The sequence below is a fragment of the Deltaproteobacteria bacterium genome (assembly GCA_016223005.1).
Taxonomy (GTDB): Bacteria; Desulfobacterota; GWC2-55-46; order UBA9637; family GWC2-42-11; genus JACRPW01.
This window is the reverse complement of the sequence record JACRPW010000054.1, coordinates 22134-38623: the sequence shown is the minus strand read 5'-3', so window position 1 is coordinate 38623 and position 16490 is coordinate 22134. Positions and strand designations below refer to the sequence as shown.

Below are 16490 nucleotides of genomic sequence, written 5' to 3'. Positions count from 1 at the left end.
GGGGGGGGGGGGGGGGAGGGTAGACATTATTGAAGCAGCAAGTAATCATGTTGAAAAAGCACGAAATGATTTTCAGGATGAGCCACGGGTTAGGGTGTTTCAAACATTATTTGAGGATTACAAACCAGTAGCCACTTATGACACTATACTAATGTCAGGCGTGATAAAGCACATCCCAAATGATGTTGATTTCTTGAAAATGGCCAAGGCTTGGTTAAAATCCGATGGCGTTATTATAGCATGTACACCTAATAGTAGGTCTTTTCACAGACGACTTGGTACTTATATGGGCATTGAATTAGGGCCGGATGTATACAATAAGAGAGATAAAGAAGTCTTTAATGTCCATCTTTACGATCGTTTTAAATGGCGCGCTATCTTCATAGAATCTGGCTATGAAGTTGTTAAAGTTAAAGGTATCTTTCTAAAAATTCTCTCAACAGAACAAATGCTGTATTTGGGTCAAAAATACGATGTGCTTAAAATCATGAAAGGACTCGAACAACTTGGCGAAGAGATGCAAGATTATGCTTGGTATATATTGCTTGTCGCACGTTTACCTGAAAAGTAATATGGAAATAAATAAGTATAAGGTTTTATTGTTTGCAATGACAGGATTAGGAAATAATGCATTAAAGGTTTTGCTTAAACATCCATCTATTAGAATTATTGCAGTATTTACACCTGAAAAGGAGGCAGGTCCTTTTCCATACTATGAATGCGAAAAAATGCAGGATGTTGTGTTAAGAAGCGGGATAGCCCTCTATGAAGGGCTGAATTTTAAAGATGAAAAAACCTATGACATTATTAAAAAACTTTCCCCTGATATTATTATTGTCAGCAGTTTTAATCAGATTATTCCAAAATCTATTATATCCATACCAAAACTTGGTGTGATAAATATCCATCCCTCGCTTCTGCCAAAATATAGAGGGGCAACACCAACTGTATGGGCATTGATGAACGGCGAAAAAGAGACGGGTGTTACCATCCATTTTATTGAGGATGAAAGAATAGATAACGGCTGTTTTATTACTCAGTCAAGACTGCAGATAGAGCCTGCTGATACGGACGGCGCTTTAAGATTTAAACTTGCGGCGCTTTCAGAAAATGCATTAATCGAGGCATTGAGGTTGGTATTGCAAAATGATAAGAGTAAATTTTTGGCGCAAAATGAATCAGAGGCAACTTATTACCAAAAACGCTCGCTTATGGATGCTGAAATAGATATTAACAAACCGTTTAATGATATAATTAATAAAATTAGGGCAATGACGCCGTATCCTGGCGCAGTTGTGAAATGTGGCGATAAAAAATACACAGTTAAATTTGCAGAATTATTAAAAGGCAGAGGAATGAGGGCTTATGGAGCCAACAAAGGTTATCTTGTAATCAAAACAATGGAAGGGATAACAAAATTTCATATTGTGTGAAAAAACAGATATGACTGATGAAAATATAATTGTTGAACATGTACAAGAGTCTTACGGCATTAGGCCTGAAGCAAAAGGATTTCCGATGATGTGCGTGCTTTCGTTTGTATATGTGTGCAATGCAAAGTGTCCATACTGCCCGTATACAAATTCAGAAATCAGGGCTGATTACAGGGACAGACCTTTTATGAATGAGGATACCTTTAAGATAATAGCAGACGAGTGCGGGAAATATAATGCATGGATACGGCTCTCAGGCGGCGGAGAACCAATGCTGCATCCAAAGGCTGTTGAATTGATGGAATATGCAAAAAAGGTGGGGGCAAAAGTTGGCTTAATAACCAATGGATCAAGATTCACAGAGGAAAACAGTATGAGGCTTCTTGAGGCAGGGGTTGATATGATAGAGTTCAGCGTGGATGCTGCAGACCCTGAAACATACGAAAGGGTGAGGAAGGGTCTTGACTGGGATACATTGGTTGAAAATGTCAAGAGGATGGTTGAGTTAAGGAATAAATTAAAAAGTTCTTCAAAGATTATAGCAAGCGGTGTCAATCAGGATGGTGTTGATATAGATACGGTGGCAAAATTTTGGGAACCTCGCGTGGATGTTTTCCAAAAGAGAAAATATCTTACATGGGGGATAAACGACCCATTAAAATCTGCTGACTCTACTCCTTATCTGCCGCCTGAAGAGCGTGTGCCTTGCCCTTTTATTTTCGAGAGGCTTAATATAGATTCAAGGGGAAAGGTCATGGTGTGCGGCTTTGATATTGCCGCGGTAACTGACATGGGAAACATCCATGATAAGAGCATAAAAGAGATATGGCACGGAGCTGGTTTTGAATATTACAGAAAACTGCATCTTGAATACAGAGGGGATGAAATTGAAATGTGCAGGAACTGTCCTGATTGGAAATACCGCTCATGGAAGCACAATTACTGGAAGATTGTAAAAAATGCAGAAGAAAGCCGCAAAGAAAGAACTGGCGCCCTGAATATTCAGGATATGGAGGGGTGCGTTAGTGAGACAGGTAAGGATATGTAGAGGTAAAGGATGGGTGAGAGGACAATCGGTATTTTACAGCCGGGATATTTGCCATGGCTTGGTTTTTTTGAGCAGATGCACAAAAGCGATGTTTTTGTCATTTATGACGATGTTCAATATGATAAAGAAGGTTGGAGAAACCGAAACAGGATTAAAACAGCTAATGGCATTCAGTGGCTTACTGTTCCTGTTATGGTCAACTTGGAGGCCCACCCGCTTGTCCATGAGGTGAAGATTGATAACAAGACAAACTGGAGAAAGAAACACCTTTCTTCAATAAGACAGAATTATTCAAAGGCGCCTTATTTTAAAAAATATATTGATATATTTGAAGAGGGGTATTCAAAAGAGTGGGAATGCCTTGTGGATATTGATATGTATTTTATATTAAGATTGAGCGAATGTCTGGGTATGGATGACACGAAGATAATCAAGTCATCGGCATTAAATATAGATGGCGACAAGATTGGAAGACTTATAAATATCTGCAAGTTTTTTAATGCGGATACCTTTTATGAAGGGGCGGCAGGCAAAAATTACATTGATGAGAATTATTTTGAAAGTCATGGTATAAAGATGGAATATCAGGATTATAAACATCCTATATACAATCAATTGTATGGAGATTTTGTTCCATACCTTTCTGTAATAGATTTGCTTTTCAATCATGGAGATGAGAGTCTTGCAATCTTATTAAATAAAAACTTATAAAGGCGGTAAGATAAAATGAAAAAGACCATACTTGTTACAGGCGGCGCGGGTTTTATAGGAAGCAACTTTGTCAGACATATTTATAAAAAATACCTTGATTATAAAATTATAATCCTTGACGCCCTTACATATGCCGGACATGTTGATAATCTTCCTGTAAATTTGAATGAAAATAATCATGATGAACGGATTAGTTTCTGGTATGGCAATGTAAGAAATGGCGAATTAGTGGATACATTGGTTTCTCAGTCTGATGTGGTAGTGCATTTTGCCGCTGAAACCCATGTGACCCGTTCAATCTACGATAATTTTCTTTTTTTTGAAACGGATGTTCTTGGAACACAAACAATTGCCAATGCAGTTTTAAAATATAGAGACAGGATAGAAAGATTTATTCATATATCTACTTCAGAGGTTTACGGAACCGCCAGAAAAGAACTTATGGATGAGGAACATCCTTTAATGCCCATGAGTCCGTATGCATCTGCAAAGGCAGGTGCGGACAGACTTGTTTATTCTTATTGGGCAACCTATGAAATACCTGTTGTAATAATCCGTCCTTTTAATAATTATGGCCCTTATCAGCATTTGGAAAAGGCAGTGCCGAGATTTATAACGAGTTGTATCCTAGATGAACCTGTCAGGGTGCATGGAGATGGGACAGCGGCGCGGGATTTTGTATTTGTTGAAGATGTATGCGGGGCAATTGATGCAGTCATACACTCTGATATAACCAAAGTAAAAGGAGAGGTTTTTAATGTGGCTAGCAGTGTCCATCGTTCTATTCTATCTATTGCGCACGATGTGGTCAGGATAATGGGTAAAGATGAATCGTTGATAACATGTGTTGGCGACCGTCCTGGTCAGGTTTTCAGGCATACCGGCGATATATCTAAAATCAGTAGTTTGTTGGGATGGCAGCCAAGTGTGACATGGGAGGAAGGGCTAAAGAAGACAGTTAAGTGGTATAAAGAAAACAGGGCATGGTGGGAAAAACAGTTGTGGATGAGGGCGGTGCCGATTATTACAAAGACCGGTAAAAAGGAACTTCATTAAAGATAGGTAAAGGTAGAGGTAGAATGAAAAAAATAATCACACAGAGACACAAAGAACACAAAGGCAGAGAGAAATAAAATAAATAGAAAATCTTTGAGGGCTTTGTGCTTTGTGTGAGAAAATAAAAAAGAATTGCATTGATGCCGCATGGAACTGAAGACTAAATTTGACAGAGGTGTATCCCTTCTTTGTTGGGCATACAATGAGGAAGAGTCAATTCTGGAATATCTTGAAAAAGCGGCGCAGTTGATGGATTCTACAGTTGAAGACTACGAAATTATACTTATTGATGATGGAAGCACAGACAGAACCTATGAAATAGCTAATGCATTTCAGGAGAAGAATCCGCGGTTAAAGGTGTTTAAGAATGAAAAAAATTTGAATGTGGGTATTTCAAGCCAGAGGGCGATACAGAAGGCTTCAAAGGAATATTTGTTTTGGCAGACAATTGACTGGAGCTATGATATTGCCAATTTGAGATTGTTTCTTGAGTATTTAAAAACCTACGATATTGTTCAAGGCGTTAGAAGAAAACCGGTTAATGTCAGATTGAAATTCCTAAAACCCTTTGCATTGGTTCTGAAACTCTTTGGTATAAAACACCTGACTAAACGTTCTGATACTGTTACAAAGGCTATAATATCTGTGATTAATTATATGTTAATAAGACTCCTCTTTAGAGTTCCACTTTCTGATTTTCAGAACATAACCTTTTATCCTACTAAATGGATTCAAACAATCAAATTTGAGGCAAAAAGTTCCTTTGCAAACCCAGAAGGCTTGATAAAATCATATTGGGCTGGCATGTCAATAAAAGAGGTTCCAATAAACTTTATTCCTCGTAATAAAGGAGAGGCAAAGGGGACAAAGATAAAGGCAATAAAGACCTCTGTTCTGGATATTTTTAAATTATGGTTTGTATGGATAATATTAAGGAAAAGGGGCCATTTACACAAGGGTCGGATATGCAGGTTTAATCCCCACGAATCGGAGTAGAGAAATGAAGGTTTTACTATTAATTCCACCTACTGATCTGAGCAGGTCATATGGCAAATTAAAAAAATTTTCAAATCCTCAACCTTCAATAGGCATTGCATATATTGCGGCATTGCTGAGAGAAAACGGACATGATGTAAAAGTCACTGATGCCTATGTCAATGGTTACGGCATGGAAGAAATAATGGTGATGGTAAGAGAGTTCAACCCTGATGCCCTAGGAATAAGTGTACTGACTCCTTCTGCTGAGGTAGTTTATGAAATATCCAAACATATTCGTAACAGTTTTCCAGATATAGTCATAATAATGGGAAATATGCACGCTTCTCTGTTCTCAGACGAGATTTTGTCCCAAAAATATGCCGATTTTGTTGTTCACAGAGAAGGTGAATTAACTATGCAGGAACTTTTGGCGACCCTTGCGGACAACGGGAATCCTGATGATGTAGCCGGTATATCATTTATGAAAAACGGTGTTATCATAAACAATCCGATGAGTGAGCATATAGCAGACCTTAACAGCCTTCCGCTGCCGGCATGGGATTTATTTCCTCTCAGCAAATACTCTACAGACCCGAGAACAGAGGTAAAGAGGGGTGTTGTTGAGATGCAAATACTATCTACACGCGGTTGCCCCAATCAGTGTACATTTTGCTCTTCCAGAACAGAAAGGAGCCTCGGGTCCCGATATAGGATGAGAGACCCTAAATTAGTTGTAGATGAGATGGTCTTTATGTATGAAAAATTTGGGAGCCGTGTCTTTAGTTTTATGGATCTGGCATTCACCCTTGTAAAAAGCCATGCTGCTGCCCTTTGTAATGAGATTATCAATAGAGGCTTGAACAAAAAACTAAAGTGGGTAACAGAGTGCCGTGTCAAGCCTCTTGAGCAAGACCTGCTATTCCTTATGAAAGAGGCAGGTTGCGTACGGGTTAACTTTGGCATTGAATCAGGCAGCGATGACATACTTAAAATGCTTAAAAAAAATTTTACAACCCATGATGCCCGGGACGCCGTCAGAATGGCTAAAAAAGCCGGTATAGAGATAGATGGTATGTTTATGATAGGGCTTCCATGTGAAACAGAATCATCTATCAGACAGACCATTGACTTTGCAGTGGAACTGAATGTCAGATATGCTATATTTAATATATTCGTGCCATATCCGGGGTGCGAATTGTGGGATATGCTGAACAGCCAGAACAAAATACAATTCAAAAAGTGGAGTGATTTCACCTCATATCCAACCTACTCAGGAGGTGAGCCTGTCTATGTTCCTGATGCACTCTCAAAAGAGAAGATAATGAAACTTCAGTCAATGGCGATGAAAAAGTTTTATCTGAGACCTAAGTTTGTATTGAATGAAATTAAAAATTTCAAAATTGACAAAATACCGCATTATATTGATGGGCTCATGGGACTATTTTCAAAGAGGAAGGCAAATCAATGAGGTGTATCCTCAATCAGGATATCAATGTATAAACTCCTTGAGAACCGATACATCCATAATTTTGTTCAGAGAATTTTACTGCTTGGAAGAAAAAAGGCTCTAATCAATACAGAGAGAGAGATAAGAGAAATTTGCTCTGGTAATGTTCTTGATATAGGTTGTGGAACCCTTAGATATGCCCATTTGTTTGAAGAAAGATACTGTGGTATAGATATAAATTTAATCTACGGAAAAGGGAGCCTCTCAAAACGCAAACCATTTGTCTGTGGAGATGCTACAAAATTGCCGTTTAAGGATAACTCTTTTGACTCTGTATTCAGTATAGGCTTTTTTCATCATATAGGTTATGATGGGGCTAAAAATGTCTTTAATGAAATTATCAGGGTATCTAAACCTGACACTACAATACTAATAATGGATGCCTTTTATCCTGATAGTAAATTAAATCTAATAGGTTGGCTATTGTGCAAGATTGACAGAGGACGATTTATGAGGAGAAAGGAAGAATTTGAAAAAGAATTAAATAGACATTTCCACATAATATGCTCTCTACATATTAAGAGGAGTTACCCTTATAATCTTCAAGCATTTGTTCTCAAAATACCATGTGCATAACTTAACCCTCCCTTGTGAGAAGATTATCCTCATAAATTGGCTTATCTTCTGGCTTATCCTCCTGGCTTATCCTCTTGTAAAAACACGGAAACTATTATACTATATACCGCTATGAGATTCCTAAAAAGGCTGTTTTATAGAAAACCTGAATTTATTTATAAACCAGACAATATGTCCATCCTCATTATAGGAAGCAATAAAAAAAATCAGGGATATTACCGCGACCTTGAGCTTTTAAGACAGACATGCGGCGTAAAGACTGGCGAAGATTTTGATTATGAATCCTATGACTGGGATATAAGGCGGGTTATTAACGACATCTTCGGCAGCACGCCGCCGCAGATAATATACATCCATTATGTAAGACATTATACGCACAGGATCAAAAATCTTGACAAAACCGGCATCCCGATTATCGGGTTTGTGGGCGATCCCCAGGACTTCATTATTGACAATCCGGTAAATCAGCAGAAAAAGGAATTCTTCGTTAAAAATAATGTAACTACTTATTTCACTATAGCCCCTAAAGCAAACGAAATGGTTTATGAGGGACTTGGCACTAAATCAATAAGGATAATTAACTCCCATCTTGCTGCAGACCCCAATATTTTTAAGCCTATGGGAATGAAAAGAAAATATGATATTGCCTCTATGGGCGCGCATACCGATAAAAAATATCCGTTCAGAAGGCTTGTCAGGGAACACCTTGAAAGCCAGAAGGATTTGAAGTTTTATAAAAGACAAAGGGTCAAGGGACACAGTAATGATGCAGAGAGGTTTGCAAAACTGCTTAACAGGTTTAAATCCTGTTTTACCTGCGCATCCATCTACGGATATACGGTTGCAAAATATTACGAGATACCTGCATGCGGCACGCTTCTTTTTGGAGAAAAGACAGACCTGCTGGATGAATTCGGTTATATTGACGGCATTAACTTTGTTGAGGTAACTCCTGAAAACTTTAAAGACAAATTCCACTATTATCTGAGAGAGGTAAAATCGGAAGAAAGAGAATCTATTGCAGAGGCAGGCAGGAGGCTTGTCCTTTCAAGGCATATATGGGAACACAGGATAAGGGAAGTGGTTAAAGAGATTAAAGAGATAGTGGGGGGGTGAACATTAAAAGTAAGATTAAAGTCCTTCACATCTTCACTATACTCCCTGTGGGCGAGGCAGAGACGCTCATGCTCAATATCGCAAAAAATATTGACAGGGACAGGTTTGATCTCACTGTCTGCTGTCTCAGTGAAAAGGGCGACATCGGCAGGCAGATTGAGGAATGCGGGATTGAGGTTATTTCCCTCGGCAATAAAAAAATAGGCAGTCTGAATATCCCTCTGCTGCTAAAACTAACAAACCTTATAAAACACAAAGGGTTTCATATAGTTCACACCCATATGTATAATGCTGGTTTTTATGGAAGGCTTGCTGCAAGGCTTGCTAACACCCCCGTAATACTTTTCTCCGTCCATAATATCTATCAAAAGACAAAGCCTCACAGGATGTTTATAAACCGTCTTCTTTCAATAATTACAGACAGGGTATTTGTGGCGACCAGTACTGTAATGGCAGATGTAATGCAGTATGACCGAGTGCCTCTGGAAAAGATGGAAATCATACCTTATGGTATTGACACAGACCCTTTTGCAGAAACACACGATAGGAATGCTGTGAGAAAGGAACTGGGCTTAAAAACAGAAGACATTGTAATCGGTAATGTGGCAAGGCTTGAACCTGCAAAGGGGCAGTCCTTTTTGATTGAGGCTGTGAAGGTTTTAAAGGACAGGGATATCAATATGAAATGTCTTATTATCGGTTCAGGCAGGCTTGAGCAGGAGTTAAAAGGATTGGCTGACAGCCTTGAGATTAACGACAGGATTATATTTTTAGGCACACGGACAGACCTCCCGCGCCTTTTTTCAGCAATGGATATATTTGTGTTCCCCTCGTTATGGGAGGGGCTGCCCCTATCTCTTCTCTCGGCAATGGCGTCTGGACTCCCAATTATTACCACCCATGCAGGCGGGGTAAAGGATGTAATTGTAAATGGAGAGAACGGCATCGTCATTCCCACATCCAATCCATCAGCCGCAGCAGAGGCGATAAAGAAGATGATTTGTGATCAGCGGCTTCGTCAAAGATTATCCGATAGGGCAAAAAGGGATGTAATGCAAAACTACTCTGCAATGGTGATGACAAAAAGGCTGGAAAAGGCATACGAAACTATCTTTTCACCGCACGGCACAGCATCTCTCCGCTGAAGCCGAATAACTTAAAGACCTTCAGAAGATTCCTTATAAGATATTTTTCAATATGCTTGGATGGGTTTTTACAGCCGTAGTTTTTCAGGCTCTTTTTGAAGGAATCGCTGTTTTTCTGTAAATATATCTTTTCCACAATAAATCCTGCTTTATTTAAAAGTCCCATTAATGTTGCAGGGGAGTAATGATAGAGGTGTCTCGGCGCCTCTATGGCAAACCATTTATCCTTAAAGAGAAGCAATGCCTCAATGCTCCTGAAGTTCGGCACATCTATCAAAATGCTGCCGCCGGATTTCAATATGGTATATGCCTTTTTTAATGCCAACAGCGGGTCTGGAAAATGCTCTAGTACATGCCTGAAGGTAACCACATCAAAGAAATTTTTCGGCAGGTCAATATCAATGAAATTACCTTCCATTGTGTTTATCTGCTCCTGTTCTTTTAACTCCTGCAGCACAGGACTTTTAAAGTCAATGCCGTAGAGCTGCTTCTCCGCATTCCACCCCAATGATTTGAGTCCGATGAGATAACTTCCATTTCCGCATCCCACATCAAGTATCTTTTTATCCCTGCTGTATTGAATCCGGTAAAGGAAGAACCTGTCCTGAACCAGTATCTCAAGGAGCCTGTGCAAATATTTTATTTTCTTTCCTATTGTTGCAGTTTTTCCATTGTTAACGTTGTAAAATATTTTAAAGGCAGCGGCTATATCCCTTTTGAAGCCGGAGCCTTTCCCTGCCGGTACATACTGGGCATATGAAGTTGGATAATACCTCGCCATATCCTGCGGCTGGGGGTTGAGATATATAAGACCGCACTGCCTGCATTTGACAAGGTTAAATTCCTCGTCTGTTGTGCGATAGTTCAAGTCCTTTACTTTAAAGAGAAGGCGATGTTCACTGCACTCGCACAGGTTGCACGGGATATTTTTATGCATAGTCCTTCATCCCGCAAATTGAGAACATCTCCTTGAGTCTCTCCTTATATGTGTGTCTGTTGTGGGTTTTTAGGAGTGCATTGCCTGCTATCTCATCTCTTTCTCTATCACTACATAGAAAATGGGATAGTTTTGTTTTCAGTTCGTCAATGTTTCTATAAAGCACAATCTCGCTGTCAATGTCATACATCTCCACTATCTCCTTTTTATAATCGCATATCTGGAATGCACCGCAGCCGTTTGCCTCAAATACCCGCGGGTTTATCCCGTAATCCCATTTGCCAAACCATGTATGTATGTTTAGGACAATCTTTGATTGATTAAATACCCTCACCATTTCATCAGGGGAGAAGCCGCCATCTTTTTTTATGCTTTGTTTTAAGGGATATCCCCTTTTCATCTTATCCCCCCATGGCCCAAATATTGATATATTAAAGTCTGCTGCAAGGGAAGAGAGCATTTCTTCCCTGACAGGATGCCAGTCCCCTGCAAAGCAGATGTCGTATTTTTTATCTTTAGCATCTGCAAGCCTGCGGTGGACAGGGGGATAACATCCGACAGGGAGAAAAAAGACATTCTTAATGCCGCTTTCCCTGTAGCCCTCAACACTGCCTTTTGCATTAGTGAAATAGTAATCATAAAACCCTGCCTGTTTTACAGACCTGTTGAATTGAAATGGGTCATTCAGCCACCAGCAGATGGTTATGACGTCCTTTTTCTTTATGTAATCTACGGTTTCCCTGTTGTGGTCAAAACCGAATATGGTAAGAAATATATCCGGCTTAAAGATGTCTGCAAGTCTTTTTAATTTGTTGTTGATATGATTGAGAAAGTTGTCATTTGAGATTTTTTTTATCAACCTTTGATAAATGCCTTGAACACCGAAGTTGAACGGGACAACCTCATGTCCCATTGCCTTGAGGGTTTGGTATATAAATCCGTTCATAGGCACGGTCTTGAGGTGTCCGGGAAAGGAGAGTAATATCTTCATGAGGTCTTGCCTGTCTCCTTCAGTTTATGCATCGCAATTTCTATTATCTCCTGAGGTGTTATTTCTTCAAGACATCGGCTTATTTTTGTGAAGTTGCAGCCGCTTGCCCCGCATGGCACACACTCCCAGTCTCGCTGAATAACTGTGTGCCTCCCAAAAGTCTGTATGCCGTTTCTTTTTGAGTATGGGTTTCTAAACTCCAAACTCCGAACTCTTGACTCCGAACTGTGGTTATCCCACGGTCCCCAGTTATATGCCCCTGTGGGCCCGAAGAGGGCGATAACAGGTGTGTTAACTGCCGCGGCTATGTGCATGGGCATAGAATCGACACCTATGAACAGATTGGACATCTTTGCAACCGCTGCAAGATGTTTGATGCTGGTCTTACCGCACAAATCTAATAACCGTAAATTGACCAAAGACAATATCTTTTTTGCCTTGTCCATCTCCCGCTCATCCGCCGAAGAAGTAACAACCACCTTAATCCCTTTCTCTATAAGCTGTTTTATTACCTCTGCCATATACTCGTCCTTGCCGCATTTGAAGAACCATCTTGATGTGGGATGCACATGGACAACTGTATCAGATTCTTTTATGCCGTATCCGGCAAATACTTTCTCTGCAAATTTCTGTGCGTCTTCAGGAATGAAGATATCAACTATAGGTTTTTTTTTTTTTTTTCCGAATTCTTTTATAACATCCAGGTTCTGCAAGATAGTGTGTTTAAGTAAATCTCTTTCTGCGAGATGGGTATAGAGGTATTTTCTCCAGAACCCGCTGTAAACAGGACTATTGCCAAGCCTGTATCTTGCCCCTGACAAAAAGGATATGATGGCAGGTCTGTCGCCGCCATTAAGGTCAACAATCATGTTAAACCTCTTTGAACGTATTCCATTTAAGAACAATAATTCATTAAGATATTTCTTTGGTGGATGCATATCCTTTATTTTTCTGTCAAAGGAGATTATCTCATCAATGAGGGGATTGCCATTTAGCACATCTTCTGTGCCGGCATTTACAAGGACAGATATATGGGCATCAGGAAATGTCCCCCGCAAAGTCCTGAAAACAGGAACAGAAAGGAGAACATCTCCTATATGACGGAGTTTGATAACAAGGATCTTTTTTATATCTTTAAATTCATGCATTGCTCAAGAGCCTTTTATAAACGGCTTCTATTTTATTGAGCATTTTCTCAAAAGAACAGTTTTCTTCCACAAACCTTCTTCCCTCTTTCCCAAATTCTCCTATTAGTTCAGGTTTTCTATAAAACTCTATAACCTTTTCTGCAATTTGTTCAGGGCTTTTAATCTCTATTAGGAAGCCTGTCTTTTTATCAATAACCACTTCCTTAATAGCCCCGGAATCAGAGGCTATAACAGGTCTTTGCATTGCCATTGCCTGGAGGATGGTCTGTGGAACACCTTCATTGGCATATGAGGGGTGCACCAGAACATCAAGGGATGCAATTATTTCAGGCACATCTTCTCTATGCCCCAGCATAAAAACTTTACCTGTGAGCCCTAGTTTTTCTATCATGCTTTTTATATTCTGAAATTGCGGGCCATCGCCAACAATATAAAAAGAAACATCAGGAATCTCTTCAAGTATTAATGGAATTGCTTCTATAAAATACTTGTGTCCCTTCCAACTTCTCAAAACACCCACCATTCCAACAGAGTAACCATTATTTTGTATAGCAGGTTTAACTTTCTCTATATGGAATATATCTAAATCTATTCCTGTAGGTATAGAAAAAATCTTACTTGCATCATATCCATTATCCATTATCATCTTCTGCCTTATCTCTTCACCTGTTGTTATTATTGTATCAGGCAACTGGTTATATATCAAACGGCTGAAATAAAACCTGCTTATCGGTGTTGAAAGATGCCTTGTCCTGATTATTTTAGGTTTAACTTTTGAGAGCTTTGCTGCAATTGTTGCAACCCAGCTGTCTGATGAACTATGCGTATTGACTATATCAACATCTTCATTATTGACAAGGGATAATATTTTTATAAATGACATTGGATTCTTTTTTTGAAATTGAATAGGAAAGACTTGAATGTTTATATCATTAGCCCTTTTAAAGATATTACTTTGCTCAGGCGCTGCAATTATTACACGGTATCCCTTTTTAATCATCCCGATAGATTCCTGTAATATCCTTATCTCCTGTCCTCCCCATCCTGTGGAGGACTCTGTATGAAGTATGGTTGGCATTTATTTCACCACCGCTTCAGGAGGTGCCACTTAAAAAACCTCCCACTTATCTTCATCTGTCCATGTGAAATAATCCTGCCATGTGTATTTTTATCTGCCTTGTTCTTTTTCAGTGGACATACCATTTTGCATCTCCCTCAATTTCGCATACTTGGATAGGGTATAACTGGCATAAAGCCCTGATAAAACAAGCCCTGTATACCCTTCTAGAAACCCTCTCTTAAAAAAATATATCTTTAAAAATGTAAGGCATGGTTTTAGAACAAGACCTAATAGACCTATCTGCCTGCCTTTTTTAAACATCTCCTCTGCTGCAAGGGTTGAATACCTGTCCATCCTTTTCAGGTAATCGCTTATATCCCTGTATGTATAATGTTCTAGATGGTTTTTGAGATAACTGATTTTGCCATTAATCTGAACAGCCTCATGCACAGCCCTTTCATTAAAAACCCCTTTATCTTTTCTGTAAAGCCTTAAATTATAGTCAGGATACCAACCGCAGTATCTTATCCATTTATTCCCAAAAAAGTTCTTTCTAGGAATATAATAACCCTCGCAATCATTTGCAGTCAACACCTGTTCTATTTCTGCTTTCAAACCATCTGTTACCCGCTCATCTGCATCAATGTTTAAAATCCATCTGTTTTTTGCCCTGCCCGCAATCAGGTTTTTCTGCTTACCAAATCCATACCATGAATCAATAAAGACCTGTGAGCCATATTCTTTGCAAATTGCAACAGTCCTGTCACTGCTCCCTGAATCTGAAACAAGGATTTCATCAGCCCATTTCACGCTTTCAAGGCATGCACGGATATTTTCTTCTTCATTGAGGGCTATGATGGTAACAGAAATCTTTTGCATTATAAATATTCCTCATCAAGTCAAAACTCAGAACCGTTCACCGGAGATGATACCTCCTATATTCACCCGCCTCAGGGACAAGCGTCAATGTCTTGGCTGGAAAGAACCACTGCCAGATAAATTCCTTCCCTATATCCTTATACTCCTTTTCAAGAAGTCCGTCAACAAATGCCCCGGCACAAACTATAATACATCTGGCAATATTGACAAACATGGTGCTTTTCCAATATACTACATTTAAGTTTTATTGGGTTCATTGGTCTGATTGGTTTTTAAATCAATTGAGCCATCAGAGAACTCGTTAATAATGGTTATGATGCAGATGCGACATTAGTTGAGATTGTCATTACAGATGATTTAATAGAGACAAGGGATACATTATTGACAGAGGATAAAAAATATACAGGAGGTTTACCGTGCCAAACAACAATTTTAAAACTCGTCCCCGCAGGTTTCAAGCGGGGAAAGGTCTCACATTTGATGATGTGATGCTTATGCCAAGGTATTCACATATCCTTCCAAAGGATGCGGATATATCAACAAGACTGACAAATAATATAAAGTTGAATATCCCGCTTATAAGCGCCGCAATGGATACGGTTACAGAATCAAAGATGGCGATTGCAATGGCACAGGAAGGCGGCATTGGAATAATACATAAAAATTTTACTGTGGAAGAACAGGCAGCAGAGGTCCTGAAGGTAAAAAAGTTTGAGAGCGGTATTATATTAAATCCGCTTACAATGTCACCTGAACAAAGGCTTAAGGATGCCCTGAAGATTATGAAAGAAAATCAAATATCAGGGCTTCCTATAGTAATTGGCACAAGACTCGTTGGCATACTCACAAACAGGGATTTGAGGTTTGAGGAAAATCTGGATAAAAAGATTAAAGAAGTTATGACAAAAGAAGTTATTACTGCTCCATGCGGCATAACCCATGAAAAGGCAAAAGAGATACTTCACAAGCACAGGATAGAAAAACTTCCACTTGTTGATAAACAGAATAGTCTATGCGGTCTTATAACCATAAAGGATATTGAAAAACGGGAAAGGTATCCGAATTCATGCAAGGATAAACTTGGCAGGCTGATGGCAGGTGCGGCAGTTGGTGTTTCCTTTGACAGGGATGCAAGGGTGGACGCCCTTTTAAATGCAGGTGCAGATATAATTGTTGTGGATACAGCACACGGACATTCAAAGGGCGTCATAGAATCTGTCAAGGCAATAAAAAAGAATTTTAAATGCCAGCTCATTGCAGGTAATGTGGCTACAAAAGAGGGTGTGCTTGCACTTATAAAGGCAGGAGTGGATGCCGTAAAGGTAGGCGTTGGTCCGGGTTCAATATGCACTACAAGGGTTGTAACAGGCGTAGGCGTTCCGCAGATTACCGCTATAATAGATGGTGTTAAGGCAGCAAAAAAATATAATATCCCTGTGATAGCAGACGGAGGCATAAAATTTTCAGGCGATATTACAAAGGCAATTTCAGCAGGCGCTGATTCAGTTATGCTCGGCGGACTTTTTGCAGGCACAGAGGAATCCCCCGGTGAAACAGTCCTTTATCAAGGCAGGACATACAAGTTATACAGAGGCATGGGTTCTATAGAGGCAATGAAGAAAGGGAGCAAGGACAGATATTTTCAGGATGATGTTGAAAGTGAATTAAAATTTGTGCCAGAAGGCATAGAGGGCAGAGTAACTTACAAGGGACCGCTTTCCTCAAGTATACATCAACTCATAGGCGGCCTGAAATCAGGCATGGGCTACTGCGGATGCAGGACAATAAAGGATTTACAGAAAAGCACAAGGTTTGTTAAGATTACAGTATCAGGACTAAGGGAGAGCCATGTCCACGATGTAACCATAACAAAAGAGGCGCCGAATTATAAGACAGAAGGGTAAT

At 39.6% G+C, this 16490-nt stretch carries 17 protein-coding genes; 11 read left to right on the top strand and 6 right to left on the bottom strand.

The genetic code is table 11. The annotated features are described in order from the left end of the window. The 10 genes from HZC45_06335 to HZC45_06290 form a co-directional block, all read left to right on the top strand. Positions 1-571, top strand: a 571-nt coding sequence (locus tag HZC45_06335; protein ID MBI5682766.1) for a methyltransferase domain-containing protein, incomplete at its 5' end; no start/stop codon positions are given. A gap of 1 nt (position 572) precedes the next feature. Continuing rightward, positions 573-1433, top strand: coding sequence for a methionyl-tRNA formyltransferase (locus HZC45_06330; GenBank protein ID MBI5682765.1), 861 nt, complete (start codon positions 573-575; stop codon positions 1431-1433). A 10-nt stretch (positions 1434-1443) separates the two neighbouring features. Continuing rightward, positions 1444-2481: a radical SAM protein gene (locus HZC45_06325; GenBank protein MBI5682764.1), complete on the top strand. Its 1038-nt coding sequence runs from the start codon at positions 1444-1446 to the stop codon at positions 2479-2481. A 9-nt stretch (positions 2482-2490) separates the two neighbouring features. Then, complete coding sequence (locus HZC45_06320; protein MBI5682763.1) at positions 2491-3192, top strand: WbqC family protein; 702 nt, start codon at positions 2491-2493, stop codon at positions 3190-3192. 15 nt (positions 3193-3207) lie between these two features. Beyond that, positions 3208-4248, top strand: a complete 1041-nt coding sequence (locus tag HZC45_06315) for a GDP-mannose 4,6-dehydratase (protein MBI5682762.1) — start codon at positions 3208-3210, stop codon at positions 4246-4248. Between the two features lie 147 nt (positions 4249-4395). Next, on the top strand, positions 4396-5244 hold the full coding sequence (locus tag HZC45_06310) for a glycosyltransferase family 2 protein (GenBank protein ID MBI5682761.1): 849 nt from the start codon (positions 4396-4398) through the stop codon (positions 5242-5244). 4 nt (positions 5245-5248) lie between these two features. Next, the gene (locus HZC45_06305; protein MBI5682760.1) at positions 5249-6694 is read left to right on the top strand and encodes a cobalamin B12-binding domain-containing protein; all 1446 of its coding nucleotides are present in this window, start codon (positions 5249-5251) and stop codon (positions 6692-6694) included. A gap of 24 nt (positions 6695-6718) precedes the next feature. After that, on the top strand, positions 6719-7309 hold the full coding sequence (locus HZC45_06300; GenBank protein ID MBI5682759.1) for a class I SAM-dependent methyltransferase: 591 nt from the start codon (positions 6719-6721) through the stop codon (positions 7307-7309). A gap of 111 nt (positions 7310-7420) precedes the next feature. After that, positions 7421-8425, top strand: a complete 1005-nt coding sequence (locus HZC45_06295; GenBank protein MBI5682758.1) for a glycosyltransferase — start codon at positions 7421-7423, stop codon at positions 8423-8425. Beyond that, the gene (locus tag HZC45_06290; GenBank protein ID MBI5682757.1) at positions 8422-9570 is read left to right on the top strand and encodes a glycosyltransferase; all 1149 of its coding nucleotides are present in this window, start codon (positions 8422-8424) and stop codon (positions 9568-9570) included. The genes HZC45_06295 and HZC45_06290 overlap by 4 nt, the downstream gene beginning before the upstream one ends. Here HZC45_06290 and HZC45_06285 read toward each other — a convergent pair. The 6 genes from HZC45_06285 to HZC45_06260 form a co-directional block, all read right to left on the bottom strand. After that, positions 9533-10507: a class I SAM-dependent methyltransferase gene (locus HZC45_06285; protein MBI5682756.1), complete on the bottom strand. Its 975-nt coding sequence runs from the start codon at positions 10505-10507 to the stop codon at positions 9533-9535. The genes HZC45_06290 and HZC45_06285 overlap by 38 nt on opposite strands. Then, positions 10500-11498 carry a glycosyltransferase gene (locus HZC45_06280; protein MBI5682755.1) on the bottom strand — a complete coding sequence of 333 codons (999 nt, stop codon included), beginning with the start codon at positions 11496-11498 and terminating at the stop codon, positions 10500-10502. Before HZC45_06280 ends, HZC45_06285 begins: the two co-directional genes overlap by 8 nt. Continuing rightward, positions 11495-12646 carry a putative lipopolysaccharide heptosyltransferase III gene (rfaQ, locus tag HZC45_06275; protein ID MBI5682754.1) on the bottom strand — a complete coding sequence of 384 codons (1152 nt, stop codon included), beginning with the start codon at positions 12644-12646 and terminating at the stop codon, positions 11495-11497. Before rfaQ ends, HZC45_06280 begins: the two co-directional genes overlap by 4 nt. Beyond that, the gene (locus HZC45_06270) at positions 12639-13724 is read right to left on the bottom strand and encodes a glycosyltransferase family 4 protein (GenBank protein MBI5682753.1); all 1086 of its coding nucleotides are present in this window, start codon (positions 13722-13724) and stop codon (positions 12639-12641) included. The genes rfaQ and HZC45_06270 overlap by 8 nt, the downstream gene beginning before the upstream one ends. Before the next feature lie 90 nt (positions 13725-13814). Beyond that, a complete protein-coding gene (locus HZC45_06265; protein MBI5682752.1) occupies positions 13815-14585 on the bottom strand; it encodes a glycosyltransferase family 2 protein in 771 nt (256 codons plus the stop codon). 37 nt (positions 14586-14622) lie between these two features. Then, complete coding sequence (locus tag HZC45_06260) at positions 14623-14799, bottom strand: hypothetical protein (protein ID MBI5682751.1); 177 nt, start codon at positions 14797-14799, stop codon at positions 14623-14625. A gap of 274 nt (positions 14800-15073) precedes the next feature. Here HZC45_06260 and guaB point away from each other — a divergent pair, with 274 nt between their 5' ends. After that, complete coding sequence (guaB, locus tag HZC45_06255; protein MBI5682750.1) at positions 15074-16489, top strand: IMP dehydrogenase; 1416 nt, start codon at positions 15074-15076, stop codon at positions 16487-16489. The last annotated feature ends 1 nt before the right edge of the window (position 16490 follow it).